The following is a 17,797-nucleotide window of genomic DNA, read 5'->3' as shown; positions in this document are numbered from 1 at the left end:
GCGTGGGCAGGCCCTGCGCCCGTCGTCTGTGCGAGGACGGCGACAACCGGCCCCGAGAGTGCCGGTTGTCCGGCCGTCATTCCACGCTGAGCATGCCTTCGCGCAGGCGTGCCAGGAGACGCGTTATGAGGCGGGAGACGTGCATCTGGGAGACACCGAGGCGTTCGCCGATCTGGGCCTGGGTGAGTTCCTCGACGAAGCGCCAGTGGATGATCTTGCGGTCCCGTTCGTCGAGTTCTGCGATCATCGGTGCGAGAGCGTGGAAGTCGTCGACCAGTTCCAGTGCCTCGTCCTCGTCACCGATGAAGTCCGCCAGGACGGCCTCGCCGTCCTGGCTGCCGTTGATCGCCGCGTCCAGGGAGGCCGACTTGTAGCCATTGGAGGCCAGCTGGGCCTCAGCCACCTCTTCCTCCGGAAGGCTCATCAGCTCGGACAGCTCTTTGGTCGTCGGTGTCCGCCCCAGTCGGGTGCACAGTTCCTCGTTGGCTCGGGCGAGCTGGACGCGGGCTTCCTGAAGCCGTCGTGGCACGTGCACGGCCCAGGAGGTGTCGCGGAAGAACCGCTTGATCTCGCCGACGATGTAGGGGATGGCGAAGGAGGTGAACTCCACCTCACGGGACAGTTCGAACCGGTCGATGGCCTTGATCAGTCCGATCATGCCGACCTGGACGATGTCCTCCATCTCCTCCGGCCCACGGCTGCGGAACCGGCCGGCCGCGTAGCGCACGAGGGACATGTTCATCTCGATCAGCGTGTTGCGGGCGTAGCTGTAGTCGGGCGTGCCCTCCTCCAGCATCGTCAGCTGTTCGAAGAACAGCTTCGACAATTGCCGCGCGTCCCTCGGCGCGACCTCGGAAGGGTTGGCGATCTCCGGAACGTCCACCGTCTGCTCGGCAGTCTGCGTGGTCGTCGTCGGCATCGTGCGCCCCTCCCAGTCGATCGGTCCTGTCCTCACCGGTCCATCGTCCGGCAAGCACCCGCATACCCTGGCTGCCGACCGGCATTCCTCGACCGTCCGTCAGTTCCCGTTCTCCTCTCTATGGCCGCGGACTCCCTGCATCTCGGCCACGACGAACCCCCGGCCCTGCTCGACGGTCGGTTTGGGCGGTACGACGATCTCGTCGGGGCGGGTGAGGACGCCGAGCAGGATCGGGCCCGGAATGCGGAGGGCGCTTCGCGCGGCGCTCTCCACCCCTCCCGGATCCGTCACGCGGGTGCTGGCGATGCACATGGGTTCGGCCACTCCTGCGAAGTCGGGATTGTCGAGCACGGTACCGAAACGGGCAGACCGGCCTGCTCCTGTTCGAGTTTCACCATGCCCGGTCGGCGGTTGTCGAAGACGACGACGTGACGGGAAGGCGGTACGCCTTACCCGGTCGCCATCGAACAGAACTACGCCGTCGCCCGCTGGATCGTCACCGACGGCGCCGCGAAAAACCTGGATGCCACCCGCATCGCCGTGGCCGGCGACTCCGTCGGCGGGAACATGGCCGCGGCGCTGACCCTGATGGCCAAGGAGCACGGCGACGTCCCCCTGGTGCAGCAGGTGCTGTTCTACCCGGTCACCGACGCCAGCTTCGACGCCGGCTCCTACCACCAGTTCGCCGAGGGCTACTTCCTGCGCCGGGACGCCATGCAGTGGTTCTGGGACCAGTACACGACCGACGAAAGTGAGCGCGCCCAGATCACTGCGTCCCCACTGCGCGCCACCACCGAGCAGCTGACCGGTCTGCCCCCGGCGCTGGTCATCACCGGCGAGGCCGACGTGCTGCGCGACGAGGGCGAGGCCTACGCCAACAAGCTGCGCGAGGCCGGCGTCCCGGTCACGGCGGTGCGCTACCAGGGCATCATCCACGACTTCGTGATGCTCAACGCCCTGCGCGGCACCCACGCCGCCGAGGCCGCCATCACCCAGGCCATCACCACGCTGCGCGACGTTCTGGGCACCAACTGACCGCGTCCATGCCGTAGAAGCCGACGCCGGTGTGGACCGAGCCGTCCGGGGCCGGTGCCGCGAGGGTGACCTGGTGGCCCTTGATGATCGTGTACCAGCTGCCGGCACCCTCGATCGGGATGTCGTCGACGATGATGTGACGGTTGACCTGCTACGTCCCCGGAGGGATGCAGACCTTCAGGTGCGCCCGTGCGGCGAAGGCGATGGCCTTGTCGACCGCGTCGGCGGAGTCAGGAGTCCATCAGGTCGATCACGGTGCTCGCGGCCTCGCTGCGCTGCGGCACGCGCAGCCGGATGTGTGCACCGGCCGGATAGGTACGGCCGAGCAACAGCCGCTGCTCGTCGTAGAAGTGGTTCGGCCGGAACGGCTTGGGAATCACCGGGGCCGGGGTGGTGTCGCCTGGGACGCAGCCGCACTCGGTGATCCACCAGTCGGGGTGCAGCAGGTCGGCGGTGGGGTCGTTGGTGAACGGATACTGGTTGTACAGCCAGGCGTACTGCGAAGTCGGTGTCATGGTGCTGCGGTGGCGTCCGTTCACGCTGACGTCGAGCGGGGCGGTGATCCCGCCGCCGGTCGGGGCGTCCGGGACGCTGTAGCGCACAGTGATGGCGTTGGCGGCACGCGGCAGCGTGAACTCGACGTACTGGCGCTGTGGTGGAAGGCGATGGATCCTCGCGGGAGCTGTGGGAAGGGGCGGGCCGTGCCGCCCCTTCCATGAGCGGCACGGCCCGGGTGCGGTCGGTGCCGCGTCCGGGTCAGGGCAGGCGCAGCCAGACCGCTGAATCGGTGGGCAGTTGCCCGTCCTTCAGCGGTGCACTGCTCAGCAGGACCTGCCGGTGCGGTGGCAGCGGTGCCGGCTCCGAGCCCAGGTTGACGACGCAGCCGAAGCCGGGGTCGCGAGTGAAGGAGAGGACCTGGGGGCCGCCGGGAAGCCAGGTCATCTGCCCGTCGCCGAGGGCGGTCTCGCTCCGGCGCAGGCGCAGCGCTGTGCGGTACAGGCTCAGCGTGCTGTCCCGGTCCGCCACTTGCTGCTCCGCCGTCATCGCCGACCAGTGCCGAGGCTGGGGCAGCCAGGGCTGAGTGCCCTCGGGGCCGAAGCCGAACGGCGGGGCGTCGCCGCTCCACGGCAGCGGCACGCGGCAGCCGTCCCGGCCGGGGTCGGCTCCCGCGGTGCGGTGGAACATCGGGTCCTCGATGACCGAGTGCGGCAGGTCCTCGACCTCGGGCAGGCCGAGTTCCTCGCCCTGGTAGAGGTAGACGGAGCCGGGCAGGGCCAGGCTCAGCAGCGCTGCCGCCCGGGCGCGCCGCGTGCCCAGTGCGAGGTCGGTGGGGGTGCCGTGGGCCTTGGCCGCGAAGTCGAAGCCGGTGTCGGCGCGGCCGTAGCGGGTGACGGTCCGGGTCACGTCGTGGTTGGCCAGCACCCAGGTGGCGGGCGCGCCGACGGGCGTGTGTACGGCCAGTGTGGTCGTGATCGTCTCGCGCAGCCGCGCGGCGTCCCAAGGGCAGGTGAGAAAGCCGAAGTTGAAGGCGGTGTGGAGTTCGTCCGGGCGCAGGTAGCGGGCGAAGCGCTCGGGGTCGGGCAGCCAGACCTCGCCGATCAGGGCGCGCGGCGGGGTGTAGGACTCGGCGACCTTGCGCCAGTCCCGGTACACGTCGTGGATCTCGTCGCGGTCCAGGTAGGGATGTGGGTCCGCGCCGTCCACCAGGTCGGGAAGCGCCGGGTCCTTGATGACCTCGGCGGCGGAGTCGATTCGGACGCCGGCCGCGCCCCGGTCGAACCAGAAGCGCAGCACCTCCTCGTGCTCCCGGCGCACCTCGGGGTGCTGCCAGTTCAGGTCGGGCTGGGCGGAGGCGAAGCGGTGCAGGTACCACTGGCCGTCCGGCACGCGGGTCCAGGCGCTGCCACCGAACTGCGACGTCCAGTTGTTGGGGGGAAGTTCGCCCCGCTCGCCTCTGCCCTCACGGAACCAGAACCGATCGCGCTCCGGCGAGCCGGGGCCTGCGGCGAGCGCGTCCTGGAACCAGCGGTGCCGGTCGGAGACGTGGTTGGGAACGATGTCGACGATGGTGCGGATACCCGACGCGAGTGCCTCGGAGATCAGCTTCTCGGCCTCCCCCAGGCTGCCGAAGGCCGGGTGGATGGCCCGGTAGTCGGCCACGTCGTAGCCGCCGTCGGCCATCGGTGAGGCGTACCAGGGGGTGAACCAGAGCGCGTCGACACCGAGTTCGGCGAGATACGGCAGCCGGGACCGGACGCCCGCCAGGTCGCCCACCCCGTCGCCGTCCGCGTCGGCGAAGCTGCGCACGTAGATCTGGTAGATCGCGGCGCCACGCCACCACTCGTGGGGTTGGTGCACGGTAGAAGTCTCCTCGGGAGATGGTGTCAGCCCTTGAGGCTGCCGGCGGTGAGCCCGGACATGATGTTGCGTTGGAAGATCAGGAAGAAGACCACCGTCGGCACGGCGGAGATGGCCGAGGCGGCGATCAGCACGTTCTCCGGCACGCCCAGGGAGAGCGAGTAGATGCCGGCGTTGAGCGTCTGCCTGGTCGGGTCGGGCTCGGCCAGCAGCGGCCAGAGGAAGTCCTTCCACACGTTGACCAGGGCGAAGATGGACACCACGCCGATGATCGGCCGGGACATGGGCAGCACGATGGAGAGCAGTGTGCGCAGCGGTCCGGCGCCGTCGATGGCGGCGGAATCGAGCAGTTCCTGGGGCACGGAGTCGAAGAAGCGCTTCAGCAGGTAGATGTTGAAGGCGTTGGCCACCGATGGGAGCCAGATCGCCCAGGGGGAGTTGAGCAGGTTCTGGTGGATCAGCGGCAGGTCCAGCACGGTCAGGTACTGCGGGACGACCAGCACCATGGCCGGGATCATGAGGGTGGCCAGCATCAGGCCGAGGATCGCGTTGCCCAGCGCCGGCCGTAGTTTGGACAGCGAGTAGGCCGCGGCGACGTCCAGGACGAGCTGGAAGGCGAGTGCCCCGAAGGCGTACCAGAGCGTGTTGAGCAGCAGGTGGGCGATGTTGAGGCGAGTCCACGCGTCGCTGTAGTTGGAGGCCTCGATGTGGTGCGGGTAGAAGGTGGGCGGGGTCTGGATGGACTCGGTGGTGCCCTTGAGCCCGCCCGTCACCAGCAGGTAGAGGGGGCCGAGGAAGGCCAGCGTGAAGGCGGCGACGACCAGGATCAGCGTCGCGCGGTAGAGCGTGCGGTTCAGCTGGGCCGGATTGACCAGGGTGCGGGTGTCGCTCATGACTCCAGCCTCCGGTTGAGTCGCACGTAGATCACCGAGAACCCGGCGAGCACCACCAGCAGGAGCAGCCCGAGGGCGCAGGCGGCGCCGTAGTTGGAGAAGTTGAAGGCGTACTGGTAGATCAGGTAGACGACGGTGGTGGTCGAACCCTCCACCCCCTGGCCGCCGTTGGTGAGGATGAAGGGCTCGACGAAGACCTGCATGGTGGCGACGATCTGAAGCATCAGCATCAGCGAGAGGACAAGCCGGGTCTGTGGGATTGTCACGTGCCACACGCGCCGCAGCAGTCCGGCTCCGTCCAGTTCGGCGGCCTCGTAGAGCTCACCGGGTATGTTCTGCAGCGCCGCGAGGTAGATCAGCGTGGCGCTGCCCATGTTCATCCAGGTGGAGGCGATGACGACGGCGAGCATCGCCATGTCCGGGGACTGCAGCCAGCCGGAGGCGGGCAGGTGCAGCAGCTGCAGTGACCGGTTGATCGGCCCGTACTCGGGGTTGTACAGGTACTTGAACAGCAGCAGTGAGGACACCGGCGGAAGCATCACCGGCAGGTACACCAGGATTCTCAGGTAGCCGCGCGCGTGCCGCAGTTCGTTCATCACCACGGCCGTGACGAACGGCAGCGCGAAGCCGAACAGCAGGGCCAGGCCGGTGAACTCGGCGGTGTTCCGCCAGGCCGGCCAGAAGCTGGGATCGTGCACGATCTGGTCGAGGTTGTGCAGGCCGACCCAGGTAGTCCTGCCCGCCTTCGCCTTCTGGAAGCTCATGATCACTTCCCGGACCATGGGATACCACTGGAAGCAGGCGAAGCAGAGCACCGCGCCGATCAGGAAGCCGTGTGCGGTGAGGTTGCGCTGTACGGATCTACGCAGTGCCCCGGCCGGGCCGGCCGCCCTGGCGGGCGGCGCGTCGGTTCCGGAGGATGCGGTCACGACCGCCATCGTCGATCTCCTTGGGAGGCTGCTCGTCCCGGGGCCTGGCGGCCCTTGCGGCTACTGGGCGTTGGCGAGGACCTGATTGACCTGCTGCTCAGCGGTGTCCAGCAGCTTCTTCAGGTCTGCGTTGCGGCTCGTCAGTGCGGACGCCATCGTGGTGTCCAGGATCTTGTAGACGGCCTGGGCGTTGGCGGGCTCGGTGACACCCGGGACGTTGGCCTTGACGAAGGGGTCGAAGGCCTTCACCGACATGGTGGCGTTTTCGGCCTTGAGCTGGGTGTCCTTGGTAGCGGTCGCGCCCTGGAACAGCTGCGGCTCGGGCAGGCCGACCGCCTGGCCGGAAGCCTTGGAGCGGGGGTAGTTGTACTGCTGGCCCTGGCCCTCCGTCAGCCAGAGGTAGCTGAGCAGCTGGATCCCGGCCTTGATCTGCTCGGGGGTGTCCTTGACGTTGAACATGTAGTCGTCGCCGCCGGTGAGGGTTCCGGCGCCAGGTCCGTTCTGGCCGGGGACCGGGCCCATACCGAAGTCCTCGTAGTGGGCGCCGAGGCTCTGCACCATGTAGGTGATGTCGTCCGGGGCGGCGATGTACATTCCCAACTTGCCCGCGGCCATCTGCTTCTGGAGGTCACCCCACTTGTAGAGCTGGGTGCTGCCCATGACGTTGTCGTCGAAGCGGAGCTTGTGCAGGTTCTGCAGCACGGCCAGGCCCTGAGGGTTGTTGAAGGCCGCCTTGGTGCCGTCGTCGCTCACCATCCGGCCGCCCTGGGCGTAGATCTCGGCGGTGAAGTGCCAGCCGCCGTTGTTTCCCGCGCTGTAGTCGCCGTACCCCGCGATGCCCTTGCCCAGGGCGGCGATCTTCCTGGCGTCGGCCTCGACCTCGGCCCAGCTCTGCGGCGGTTGGTCAGGGTTCAGCCCGGCCTTCTTGAAGAGCTTCCGGTTGATGATCACACCCATGGTGTAGTTGGTGCGCGGAATGCCGTAGATCTTCCCGTCGGCCTTCTGGGTGTCCCACACCGAGGACATGATGTCGTCCTTGACCGGCAGGTTCTCCGAGGTGACGTACTTCGTGATGTCGGCCGCCTGGCCGGCGTCCAGGACCTGCTGCTTGTCCGTGAAGTAGGTGTAGAAGACGTTGGGCTCGGTGCCACCCTTGAGTGCGGCTGTGAACAGTTCAGGGGTCTCGCACGGGAACGTGTCGATGCTCTTCACCGTGACGTTCGGGTGCAGCTTCTCGAAGGCCGCGATGTCGTCGGCCCACTGCTTGCGCTGAGTCGGGCGGCTGGTCGGCGGGGCGCAGTCGATGGAGATGGTGACCTTGCCGTTGCTCGACTTGGTACCGCCGCTGGAGGAGCTGGAACAGGCGGCAGCGGTCAGGGTGAGAGCGCCGGCGATCAGCAGCGCTGCAGATCTGCGCATGGGTAGAAGACCCCTTCATGGGCGGAGTGCGTGGGATGTGGCGCGCCTCACTTAAGCACCGACCCGTCGGCCCTGCAATATCTCGACGGTATTTTGCAAGAAGTCAACGCGAAACCGTGGTGCGAACAGCCACGAACAACGCAAGGGCCGCACCCCATGGGGGTACGGCCCTTGCCGGCACTGCGAGTTGACGCTCCGTCAGCTGCTGGGCTCTCTCCGTGCCAGACCGGTGGATCCGCGCACCACAAGCTCCGGCTCGAAGAGCAGCTCGTCGTGGGTGACCTTGGCGCCGGCCAGCTCCCCCACGAGCAGCTCCACGGCGGCGCGGCCCATCGCCTCGATGGGCTGACGGATGGTGGTCAGCGGCGGATCGGTGCAGGTCATGAAGGAGGAATCGTCATAGCCGATGATCGAGACATCCCGGGGGACATCAAGCCGGCGCCTGCGGGCAGCGCGCACCGCCCCCAGGGCCAGCGGGTCCGAGGCGCAGATGATGCCGGTGACACCGCGCTGCAGCAGGCGCGCGGCCGCGGCCTGCCCACCCTCCAGGGAGAACAGCGCGTGTACGACATCCGCGTCCTCGAGCTCCAGTCCGGCACTCTCCAGTACCGTGCGAGCCGCCGCCAGCTTGCGCCGCGACGGCATGTGATCGGGCGGTCCGAGCACCAGGCCGATCCGCCGGTGACCCAGCGACAGCAAGTGCCCGGCGCCCTGTTCCACCGCGACCGCGTCGTCGCAACTGACCTGCGGGAAGTCCAGGTCGGGTATGGCGGCGTTCATCAGCACCGTCGGCAGACCGCGGCGGGACAGCCGCGCGTAGTGCTCGTGCGGGGACTCGGCCTGGGCGTACAGGCCACCGAAGAAGATCACGCCCGAGACCTGCTGCTGGAGCAGGAGCTGCACATAGTCGGCTTCGGAGACACCGCCCGCCGTCTGCGTGCACAGCACCGGGGTGAAGCCCTGCTGCGCCAGTGCACTGCTGACCACCTCGGCGAAGGCGGGAAAGATGGGGTTCTGCAGCTCCGGCAGGACCAGCCCGACCAGCCTCGAGCGCTCGCCCCGCAACTGGGTCGGGCGCTCGTAGCCGAGCACGTCCAGGGCGGTCAGCACGGCCTCGCGGGTCTGCTCGGAGACACCGGGCTTGCCGTTGAGCACCCGGCTGACCGTCGCCTCGCTGACCCCGACTTTCCTGGCCACCTCGGCAAGTCGTCGCGTCATGGCTCAAGCCTAGAGCATGATCCGCAACTGACTTGCGGCTCTGCGTAAAAATTCGTCAGTCTTTGCAGCAAGAACGTCGGGGCAGCGACGGCAACGAGGCTCCACCCGGGGAGATTCGACGAAAGGCTAGATGCGCCCCAACCAGGGTTGCACGCCTTCTTTCTACGCCGACGCGCCTGCCTCCGGAGATCGGGAATTTGCAAGAAAAAGTCTGTTTGAAACAAACTCTGATCGGAATATTGCTCGCGTCTGTCCGAGCCAATACGGTGCTGCACGCGCCGCCGCCTGTGCTCCGATCCTCCCTCTCCACCTGTTCGCACCTGCTCCACCTTGCCCGGCCACGAAGGGCCGGCGAAGCGCTGCGTCGTGCCCAAGGGCACCTGACCTCGGGCACCCCACCCGACGGCGGCACGCCTCACGACGGCTTCGACCCCAAGGAGCAACCCTTGTTCCAGTCCCTACGCACACTCAGACGCGCGGTCGCCCTGGGCGGCACCGGCGCACTGCTGGTCGCCACGAGCGTCCTCCTGGCGGCGCCCTCGGCATGGGCCGCCGCCACCGCCGCCACCGCCGCCACCGGCGGCAGCGGTGCCGCCCTGCCCTATGTCGAGGTCCAGGCGGAGAACGCCGCCACCAACGGCAGCGTCATCGGTCCCAGCTACACCCAGGGCCAGCTGGCCGACGAAGCCTCCTACCGCAAGGCCGTGACGCTGCAGGCGGCGGGCAAGTACGTCACCTTCACCACCCCGGTGGCCACGAACTCCATCAACTTCCGGTACAGCATCCCGGACAGCTCGAACGGGTCGGTCTACAACGCGCCGCTGTCCCTGTACATCAACGGCGCCAAGCAGAGCAACTTCACCCTGACCAACGCATACAGCTGGTTCTACGGCAGCTACCCCTTCACCAACAGCCCGGGCAGCAACCCGCACCACTTCTTCGACGAGGCCCATCGCCTCTTCACGCAGACCTATCCGGCCGGCACCACCTTCACGCTACAGGTGGACCCCGAGGACACCGCGTCGTCCTACACCATCGACTTCGCCGACTTCGAGCAGGTCGGTGCCCCGCTGACGCAGCCGGCCGGCTCGGTGTCGGTGACCAGCAAGGGCGCGGACGCGACCGGAGTCAACGACTCGACCAGCGCCTTCAACTCGGCGATCAGCGCCGCAGGCGCCGGTGGCACCGTGTGGATGCCGCCCGGCACGTACAAGATCCCGGGCCACATCGCGGTGAACAACGTGACGATCGCGGGCGCCGGCATGTGGTACTCGACGGTCACCGGGTCGGCGCCGGGCTTCTACGGCAACTCCGCGCCGTCGCCGAGCACCGGCGTGCACCTGGAGAACTTCGCGATCTCCGGTGACGTCCAGGACCGCAACGACGGCGCGCAGGTGAACGGCATCGGCGGCGCGATGAGCAACTCCACCGTGTCCGACGTGTGGATCGAGCACGAGAAGGTCGGCGCCTGGATGGACGGGCCGATGGACGGCCTGACCTTCAGCGGCATGCGGATCCGCGACACCACCGCCGACGGCATCAACTTCCACGGCGGCGTGACCAACTCCAAGGTCACGGGCAGCGACATCCGCAACACGGGCGACGACGGCATCGCGACCTGGGCGGACGCCGGCATCGGCGCGGACGCCAACGACACCATCTCCAACAACACGGTGCAGCTGCAGATGCTCGCCAACGGCATCGCGATCTACGGCGGGCACGACAACACCGTGAGCGGCAACCTGGTGCAGGACTCCGGCATCACCCAGGGCGGCGGCATCCACGTCGGGCAGCGGTTCAGCTCCACCCCGGTCGGCACCACGACCATCTCCGACAACACGCTGATCCGCAACGGAAGCCTCGACCCCAACTGGCAGTTCGGGGTCGGCTCTCTGTGGTTCGACGGCAGTCAGGGGGCCATCAACGGCCCGGTCAACGTGACCAACGCGCTGATCCAGCAGAGCCCCTATGAGGCGATCCAGTGGGTCGAGGGCACCGTCAGCGGTGTCCACCTCAACAACGTGACCATCGCCGGGACCGGCACCTTCGCCCTCCAGGAGCAGACCGGCGGCTCGGCGAGCTTCACCAACGTCACCGCGACCGGCGTCAACGGGCCCGCACCCGTCTACAGCTGCGAGGGTGGCAACTTCACGGTGACCGACGGCGGCGGCAACTCGGGCATCAGCGGCACCGCGTACTGCGGCGGGTGGCCCACCCCGGTCTACCCGCCCTATCCGGCCAGCACAGTCACCGCCTCCCCGAGCGCGCTGAGCTTCGGCTCACAGGCCGGCGGTACGACCAGCGCGGCGCAGACCGTGACGGTCGCCAACCCGACCGGTTCGTCCGCCACCGTCTCCTCCATCTCCACCAGCGGCGACTTCGCCCAGACCAACACCTGCGGCAGCTCCATCCCGGCGAACGGCTCGTGCACCGTCAGCGTCACCTTCACGCCGACGGCGACCGGCAACCGCGCCGGAACGCTGACCGTCAACGCGGGCGGCACCACCAACACCGTCAGCCTCTCCGGCACCGGCACCGCCGCCGGACCCGCGCTGAACGCCAGTCCGACGAGCCTGTCGTTCTCCGACACGGTCGTCGGCTCCACCGCCTCCGCGAAGACGGTGACAGTGACCAACACCGGCACCACCACGGCGACCGTATCCAGCGTCGCGGCGACGGGCGACTTCAGCCAGACCAACAACTGCTCCACCATCGCCGTCGGTGCGTCCTGCACGGTGAGCGTCACCTTCAAGCCCACCGCCCCCGGATCCCGCACCGGCACCCTCACCGTGTCCAGCAACGCGAACAACAGCCCGCTCACGGTGGCCCTCTCCGGCAGCGGCATCGACAGCAGCACCAACGTGGCGGCCGGCCGGCCGGCATCGGCGAGTTCGAGCAACACCCCGTACGTCGCCTCGAACCTCACCGACTCCGACCCGTCCAGCTACTGGGAGGGCACCAACGGCTCGTTCCCGCAGTGGGCCCAGGTCGACCTAGGCCAGAGCTACAGCATCGGCAAGGTCGTCCTCAAGCTGCCGCCGTCGACGGCATGGGGGGCCCGCACACAGACCCTGTCACTGCTGGGTTCCACGGACGGCTCCACATTCTCGACCATCGTGGGATCGGCCGGATACACCTTCGATCCCAACACCAACACCAACACGGTGACCATCACCTTCGACGCCACCACGGCGCGCTACGTGCGGGCGAACATCACCGCGAACACCGGTTGGAACGCGGCCCAGTTGTCGGACTTCCAGGTGTTCACCAGCGGCAACGGCTCCGGCACCGTCAGCACCGATCTCGCGGCCGGCAAGGCCACCAGCGAGTCCAGCCACACCCAGACGTACGCGTCGTCCAACGTGACGGACGGCAACCAGTCCACCTACTGGGAGAGCGCCAACAACGCCTTCCCGCAGTGGGTGCAGGTGGACCTCGGCTCCCAGCAGAGCGCGTCCCGCATGGTCCTCCAACTGCCCGCCGGCTGGGGCGCCCGCGACCAGACGCTGTCCCTGCTGGGCAGCACCGACGGCACCACCTTCTCCACCGTCAAGGCGTCGGCCACCTACACCTTCGACCCCGCCACCAGCAACACGGTCACCATCACTTTCCCCGCGAGCACCCAGCGGTACTTCCGGGTGAACATCACGGCGAACACCGGTTGGCCGGCGGGACAGATCTCGGAGTTCCAGGTCTGGAACACCTGAACTGACCCGAACCCAAGATGCCGCCGGGCCCTGTGTGCTCGGCGGCACCGTCATACCGTCGGTTTCGGCAGGCACAGACACCAGCAGGGACGTACCGGTGAGGTGCCGGTCCCGTTCTCGTGGCTCTTGGCCGCCGGGTCGACCGCGACGACCACCCTCTGAAGGTCCGGAAGGTGCTCGGGCCGGGGCCTGAAGCCCTCGACCTCCAGCATCCAACCCTTCCACAGCGCACCCTCCACATCCTCCAACAGCTCACCCGACAGTTCCTGCCGACCGAGGCAGGTGCCGGCGTACTCCTCCTCCAGCTCCGCCCGCGCCGCCGCCGACAAGTTCGCGTCGTTCTCCCGCATGTACCCACGCGTCAGCACCACCCGCGGCGCCTCCCCGCCCTCCCGGTGCGCCTTCTCCTGCGACCGGCCGCGCTCGACGAGCCGCTTCACGTGAGGGAGCGGCTTCGGCGTCGTCGAGATGACGACCTGGGTGTCCGCCTCGCGCAGGCAGAACCAGAGCATGTCGTACACCTCCTGCGCGGTATGCCGGGACCAAGCGGCGTACTCGTCACACCAGGCCTTGTCGAACGCCCAGCCACGCAGGTTGTCCGGCGTCTCCGCGCCGAACCCCCGGATCAGCGTGCCGTTCTTCAACCGCAGCGTCGTCTCGCCCAGCGACGAGGGGCAGCGAACGGCACAGCCCGCCGGCGCTGACCGGACAAGCGCAAGCGGAAGGTAGCCGACGATCTCCGGTTACCGAAACCGGGGATCCTCCGGACCATTTGATACCCACAAACCCCACGCCACGCCCCTGGCCCCGCCGTCTCCACCGCAGTCGAGCGCGCATCGCCCCCACCGCCGGACCGCGCCCGACAAACACCCCCGCATGAAGACACCGCACGTCATGCCCCGAGCACCGCCTGCCCGCACACCCCCGAACCGCCCACCAGCACCAACCGATCTCACGACACCGCACACAAGGAAACCGCCCGTGCCCTCCACCGTCCGCCCCGAAGTCATCCTCCTCATCACCAAGTTGGACTTCAGCCACCCCGACACCCGAACGCGCCCGTACCACCGCGACGGACGCCCGGGTCGGTAATGCCGATCGCGAGAAGCGGCGCAGATACGAGGTCCCTTCAGTCAGCCTCACGAGACGGCCTATCCAGCTGATGGAGGGGATGCCGGGATATGCCATGATCCCTGTGACCGAAGAGGGTTGACCACCCTCATGACACAAAAGCGTGGGGATTCTCCATGCGCTCATCCAACATGCGCCGTGGCGTGCTCGCTGGCGCCGCCGCCCTCACTACTGCCGCCATGCTGTTCTCCACAGCGCCCATCGCTCTGGCTGACGACGCTCCTGACGGCAATGCCGTCGTGTCCGCTTCCCAGACCGGGGGCGCTGATGCCACGGGTGACGGGCTCGCGCTCGTGAGCAATGAGCAGTACGTGCAGACCTTCGGGGCCTCGAAGGCTCTGGCCCAGGGCTCTCTCAGGAGACCGTCGACCAGGCCGAGGAGAGCATTGCGGCGGACGGAGCAGCTGTGTCCAGCGCAGCCTCTGACCACTGGAGCGTGGTGAAGTTCGTTGGCACTGATGCCGACGGGCGTCACATACCCACTCGACAGGGCAACCGGAACTTCGGATGGGTCCACTTCTCCGGCCCGCACAACATCACGAGCCAGAAGGTCGTCAAGGTGGCCGTCAGCGAGCACCCCGAGAAGAAGAACGGGGCTCGCTTGGAATACGGCGCTGTACTGACCGATGGACTCGGAATGATCCTCGCCAGAGTCAAGGTCATCGCGCAGTACAGCTGGGAGACGGCGGATCACAAGTACCAGCTGGCCGATCGTGGCCAGAAGATCGGTGTCATCACCGCCTATTGCCAGGGCACCAACAAGTGCCCCGATGCCTTGAACCGTGTGTGATCTCTGACCAGGGAATTCAGTGATGCAGTGGAATGCAGTGGGTCTGTCCGGGCTTCATTCTCAACTTGCTCGTGAGCTGCTGAACTGGGTGGCAGCTCCGTTGGCCGCCGGCAAAAGCCTGCTGGTCCGTGGAGTCGTGGAGCCTGGAGACCGTCCCGGTGCAGGACGCGTGATCCTGTGGGACGGACAGAACCTGACCACGTCAGTGGGGTATGACGTACCGCTCATGGATGCAGAGGGAGGGAACATCCCTCCTGCCGATCTTGCAGCGGCACTCCGCAGAGAACTCAGCGGCCAATCGATTCCTGAGTGCACCGAGGAGACACCGCGAGACGCGTTCGGCATTCCTGTGATCGATGCGACGGAACTCGTGCACGACTTCATGGAACGGCCGCGGTTCCACATCACTGATGCTCTGTGGGCCGCAGGTGCGGCGTTCGCGGCTCCCCTGGAAGCAGAAGAGCCGGCGGAACTGCGACTGCGGGGATTCCTGCTACTGGACGACCGTAGCTGTCGTCTGTACCTGGACACCCCGGACTCGGAGGGCGCCCCTCCGATCGGGGTCGACCTGCCGTTGCGGGACGAATCAGGGCTGGTGACCGTGGGCGTCAGCGGGGCGTCCGCTGCCTTGCCGACGCTGTTGGACACAGGCGAACTGGAGCGCATGCGCAAGAACGACGACCAAGATCCGTACTGCTCGGCCGTCTACGACCTGGTGGGCTGGCTCATGGGCAGTTGATGTCCTTGGGAGGGTGACGGCAGCGCTGACGGCAAGGACGGCACACCGTGACCGGTGACCACAACGTCAGCGGCCAAGGCGGAGGAACGCCATGCACCTCCCCCCTCACTTCAACGCCCCTGAATGGGCGTACAGGAAGATGAAACAGCGTCAGGAATTCCGAAGAACCCTCATCCGGCTCAGCCCCACACGATCGAGTGAGGAACATCCTGGCCAGCACCTGGAACAACGCCTTGGCGATGGATGCTCTGCTGACGAACATCGGGGTTGTTGCACACGCGTGTGTACCCCGGTCCCGAAAGGGCTCCCGCGCCATCCGCCCGGTTCCGCGCGACGGACCCGCCCTCCGGCCGCGTAGAGCGGACGACGGATTCACCCACGGAGGGGACTGCACTGTGACAGCGCGTGCACTCAAGGGGGCACTGAGGGGTGCCAGGGGTACGGCGATCGCGGCGGCGGCGATGGCCGTGCTGACCGCATCGCAGGCACCGGGGGCGGTCTCGGCCGAGGCCGCGGAGCCCGCGCGGAAGGCGGCGCCCGCCGGGCACGGCGCCAGCGTGTCCGGCGACACCCCGTACCGCACCGGCCTTCCCCCGCTGCGGACACGGAAAGACGGCTCGGCACCGGAAGTGACGGTCGGCGGCGCCCTTCCCGCGACCGTGTTCGCCGCGTACCGGCGTGCCGAGGAGGAACTGGCGCGCAGCGCGCCCGGGTGCCGGCTGCGCTGGCAGCTGCTGGCCGCGATCGGCCAGGTGGAGTCCGGGCAGGCATGGGGTGGCCGGGTGACCCCGGACGGTACGACCGTGACGCCCATCCTCGGCCCGCGGCTGACCGGCGGCGCCTTCGCCGTCGTGCCGGACACCGACGGCGGCGCGTACGACGGGGACCCGGTGTACGACCGCGCGGTCGGCCCGATGCAGTTCATCCCGTCCACCTGGGCCCGCTGGGGCGCGGACGGCAACGGCGACGGACGGTCGGACCCGAACAACGTCTACGACGCGGCGCTCGCCGCCGGCCGCTACCTGTGCGCGGGCGGCCGCGACCTGTCGAACCCCGCCGACCTGGACCGGGCGATCCTGGGCTACAACCACTCGGACGCCTATCTGCGCACCGTCAAGGCCTGGTACGCGTACTACCTGACCGGACACCGCGTGGTGCCGGACGCGTCCACCGGATCCCGGTCGCACCGGCCGAAGCCGTCCCGCCCGCAGAGGGCGAAGCCCTCGCCGCCGAAGCCGTCGCACGACCGGAAGCCGGTCCCTGGCCCTTCGCCCACGTCGTCGGCGCCGCCCGCCTCCCCCTCCCCCAGCCCGTCCCCAACGGCAGGCGTGCCGAAGGCGTCCGGGACGCCGCTCGTCCCCGTCCCCGAGCCGACTCTGACGCTGCCCGGCGGCGGCGTGCTGCCCGACGCGGGGCCGTGACCATCGGCAACGGCTGGAACACGATGAGCGCCTCCCCCTCCACAACTGCGACTACTCGGCGGTAATGTCGCCGTCCGCCGGAAGCACAGGACCGGCGAGTGAGAGCGAAGGGGCCCTCATGGCGACGGACATGCCTGCGGACACAGCGGCCGCCGACGAGCGTTGGCAGCGCATGTGGAGCCATCGCGAGCAGCTGCTCAAGGTGGCCCGGCGACGCTCCATGAGCCAGGAGGACGCCGAGGACGCCGTGCACGAGGCGATGCTGCGGGCCGCGGAACGCCCGGACCTCGACGACGAGCGGCTCGGCGCCTGGCTGACGACGGTGACGATGCGGCTGTGCGTCGACCGGTACCGGCAGGTCAACCGAGAGGCCGAGGTGGGCAGCCGCCCCACGCTCGTCGCGCCGGGCCCGGTACCCGTCGAGGAGGCGGTGTGCGACCGGGCCGAGGCGAAGTGGCTCGCCGTGCGCAGCGGTGAGCTGCCCGCCCGGCAGGCGGAGGCGCTCCGGCTGAAGTCCGAGGACCTGGACGTGAGTCAGGTCGCGGTGCGGATGGGGCTCAGCTACCGGACCGTCGAGTCGCTGCTCGCCCGGGCCCGGCGGACGCTGCGCGCCTCGCTGGCCGGGACGCTGGGGCTGGTGATGTTCCTGGTCGGGCGCGGGCGGCTGCGCGGGGGTGGCAAGGCCCAGGTGGTCGCGGCGACCTCGACGGCGGCGACACTGGCGGTGGCGGGGCTCGTGCTGCCGTACTCGCTCAGTACGGGCGGAAACGGGAACGGTGCGGCGCCGCGGCCGGCCGTGTCCAGCGACGCGCAGGTGCGGCGCAGCGACGACGCCACGGGCCGGGGGAACACCCCCGAGACGCGCACCTCCTCGCCCCCGGCGCCCGGGACCCGGCGTCGGACGCCCTCGCCGACCGGGGGGAAGTCCCGGCCGCTGCCGGTGCCCGTGCCGTCCCTGCCCGGCGTGTCCTCGTCCGCGCTCCCGGGGCTGTCGGCGCCACAGGTCCCGCGGCTGCCCGGCATACCCGAGGTGCCGGGCCTGCCGACGAGGTCGGCCGCCTCGTCGGTCCCGTCGCTGCCCCCGGCCCCGGCGGTACCGGCCGCTCCGTCCTCCGCCCCTGTCCCTGCCCCGAGGACGCCGTCGAACACGCCGTCGCCGAAGCTGCCGTAGCACGCCGTAAACACGTCCGAAAAAAATCCCGGTCGTCGCGACGGACGTCCCGCGCCTCCCCGTAGAG

Annotated in this window: 12 protein-coding genes and 3 pseudogenes; 6 read left to right on the top strand and 9 right to left on the bottom strand. The window is 68.6% G+C overall.

All coding sequences use genetic code 11. The annotated features are described in order from the left end of the window. Nucleotides 1–76 precede the first annotated feature (76 nt). Nucleotides 77–919 carry an RNA polymerase sigma factor SigF gene (locus ACFC8N_RS26475; protein ID WP_376290669.1) on the bottom strand — a complete coding sequence of 281 codons (843 nt, stop codon included), beginning with the start codon at nucleotides 917–919 and terminating at the stop codon, nucleotides 77–79. A 99-nt stretch (nucleotides 920–1,018) separates the two neighbouring features. After that, a pseudogene (locus ACFC8N_RS26470) lies at nucleotides 1,019–1,364 on the bottom strand (thiamine pyrophosphate-dependent enzyme); the annotation flags it as partial. A 5-nt stretch (nucleotides 1,365–1,369) separates the two neighbouring features. Here ACFC8N_RS26470 and ACFC8N_RS26465 point away from each other — a divergent pair. Beyond that, nucleotides 1,370–1,954, top strand: a pseudogene (locus ACFC8N_RS26465) (alpha/beta hydrolase); the annotation flags it as partial. A 1-nt stretch (nucleotide 1,955) separates the two neighbouring features. Here the strand turns inward: ACFC8N_RS26465 and ACFC8N_RS26460 are convergent. The 6 genes and pseudogenes from ACFC8N_RS26460 to ACFC8N_RS26435 all read right to left on the bottom strand — a co-directional run. After that, nucleotides 1,956–2,601: pseudogene (locus ACFC8N_RS26460) on the bottom strand (mycodextranase); the annotation flags it as partial. A gap of 109 nt (nucleotides 2,602–2,710) precedes the next feature. Beyond that, nucleotides 2,711–4,312 (bottom strand): glycoside hydrolase family 13 protein, encoded by a 1,602-nt coding sequence (locus tag ACFC8N_RS26455; RefSeq protein ID WP_376290347.1) that lies wholly within the window; start codon nucleotides 4,310–4,312, stop codon nucleotides 2,711–2,713. Nucleotides 4,313–4,338: 26 nt separating this feature from the next. Beyond that, nucleotides 4,339–5,205: a carbohydrate ABC transporter permease gene (locus tag ACFC8N_RS26450; RefSeq protein WP_228620846.1), complete on the bottom strand. Its 867-nt coding sequence runs from the start codon at nucleotides 5,203–5,205 to the stop codon at nucleotides 4,339–4,341. Continuing rightward, complete coding sequence (locus ACFC8N_RS26445; protein ID WP_376290345.1) at nucleotides 5,202–6,143, bottom strand: carbohydrate ABC transporter permease; 942 nt, start codon at nucleotides 6,141–6,143, stop codon at nucleotides 5,202–5,204. Before ACFC8N_RS26445 ends, ACFC8N_RS26450 begins: the two co-directional genes overlap by 4 nt. 51 nt (nucleotides 6,144–6,194) lie before the next feature. Beyond that, a complete protein-coding gene (locus ACFC8N_RS26440) occupies nucleotides 6,195–7,553 on the bottom strand; it encodes an extracellular solute-binding protein (RefSeq protein WP_376290342.1) in 1,359 nt (452 codons plus the stop codon). Between the two features lie 198 nt (nucleotides 7,554–7,751). Further along, nucleotides 7,752–8,771 (bottom strand): LacI family DNA-binding transcriptional regulator, encoded by a 1,020-nt coding sequence (locus tag ACFC8N_RS26435; RefSeq protein ID WP_376290341.1) that lies wholly within the window; start codon nucleotides 8,769–8,771, stop codon nucleotides 7,752–7,754. Between the two features lie 446 nt (nucleotides 8,772–9,217). On the opposite strand from ACFC8N_RS26435, the gene ACFC8N_RS26430 reads away from it, so the two are divergent. Further along, complete coding sequence (locus tag ACFC8N_RS26430; RefSeq protein WP_376290338.1) at nucleotides 9,218–12,478, top strand: discoidin domain-containing protein; 3,261 nt, start codon at nucleotides 9,218–9,220, stop codon at nucleotides 12,476–12,478. A 50-nt stretch (nucleotides 12,479–12,528) separates the two neighbouring features. On the opposite strand, the gene ACFC8N_RS26425 is transcribed toward ACFC8N_RS26430, so the two are convergent. Further along, nucleotides 12,529–13,122, bottom strand: coding sequence for a terminase large subunit domain-containing protein (locus tag ACFC8N_RS26425; protein WP_376290335.1), 594 nt, complete (start codon nucleotides 13,120–13,122; stop codon nucleotides 12,529–12,531). Nucleotides 13,123–14,015: 893 nt separating this feature from the next. Here ACFC8N_RS26425 and ACFC8N_RS26420 point away from each other — a divergent pair. The 4 genes from ACFC8N_RS26420 (at nucleotide 14,016) to ACFC8N_RS26405 (ending at nucleotide 17,730) form a co-directional block, all read left to right on the top strand. Further along, nucleotides 14,016–14,399, top strand: coding sequence for a hypothetical protein (locus tag ACFC8N_RS26420; RefSeq protein ID WP_376290333.1), 384 nt, complete (start codon nucleotides 14,016–14,018; stop codon nucleotides 14,397–14,399). Between the two features lie 22 nt (nucleotides 14,400–14,421). Next, a complete protein-coding gene (locus ACFC8N_RS26415; protein WP_376290330.1) occupies nucleotides 14,422–15,138 on the top strand; it encodes a hypothetical protein in 717 nt (238 codons plus the stop codon). A gap of 395 nt (nucleotides 15,139–15,533) precedes the next feature. After that, nucleotides 15,534–16,559, top strand: coding sequence for a lytic transglycosylase domain-containing protein (locus ACFC8N_RS26410; RefSeq protein ID WP_376290328.1), 1,026 nt, complete (start codon nucleotides 15,534–15,536; stop codon nucleotides 16,557–16,559). Nucleotides 16,560–16,677: 118 nt separating this feature from the next. Next, entirely contained in the window at nucleotides 16,678–17,730 is a 1,053-nt protein-coding gene (locus ACFC8N_RS26405) for an RNA polymerase sigma factor (RefSeq protein WP_376290326.1), read from the top strand. Nucleotides 17,731–17,797 lie beyond the last annotated feature (67 nt).

The sequence above is a fragment of the Streptomyces sp. NPDC055966 genome (assembly GCF_042269865.1).
Lineage (GTDB): Bacteria > Actinomycetota > Actinomycetes > Streptomycetales > Streptomycetaceae > Streptomyces.
Note: the sequence above shows the minus strand (reverse complement) of the source record. Positions and strands in the feature narration are given on the sequence as shown.

Coding starts and splice junctions, on each gene's coding strand:
- ACFC8N_RS26445 (WP_376290345.1), bottom strand. CDS start 6,143: ATGGCGGTCGTGACCGCATCCTCCGGAACCGACGCGCCGCCCGCCAGG.
- ACFC8N_RS26405 (WP_376290326.1), top strand. CDS start 16,678: ATGGCGACGGACATGCCTGCGGACACAGCGGCCGCCGACGAGCGTTGG.
- ACFC8N_RS26415 (WP_376290330.1), top strand. CDS start 14,422: ATGCAGTGGAATGCAGTGGGTCTGTCCGGGCTTCATTCTCAACTTGCT.
- ACFC8N_RS26450 (WP_228620846.1), bottom strand. CDS start 5,205: ATGAGCGACACCCGCACCCTGGTCAATCCGGCCCAGCTGAACCGCACG.
- ACFC8N_RS26440 (WP_376290342.1), bottom strand. CDS start 7,553: ATGCGCAGATCTGCAGCGCTGCTGATCGCCGGCGCTCTCACCCTGACC.
- ACFC8N_RS26435 (WP_376290341.1), bottom strand. CDS start 8,771: ATGACGCGACGACTTGCCGAGGTGGCCAGGAAAGTCGGGGTCAGCGAG.
- ACFC8N_RS26475 (WP_376290669.1), bottom strand. CDS start 919: ATGCCGACGACGACCACGCAGACTGCCGAGCAGACGGTGGACGTTCCG.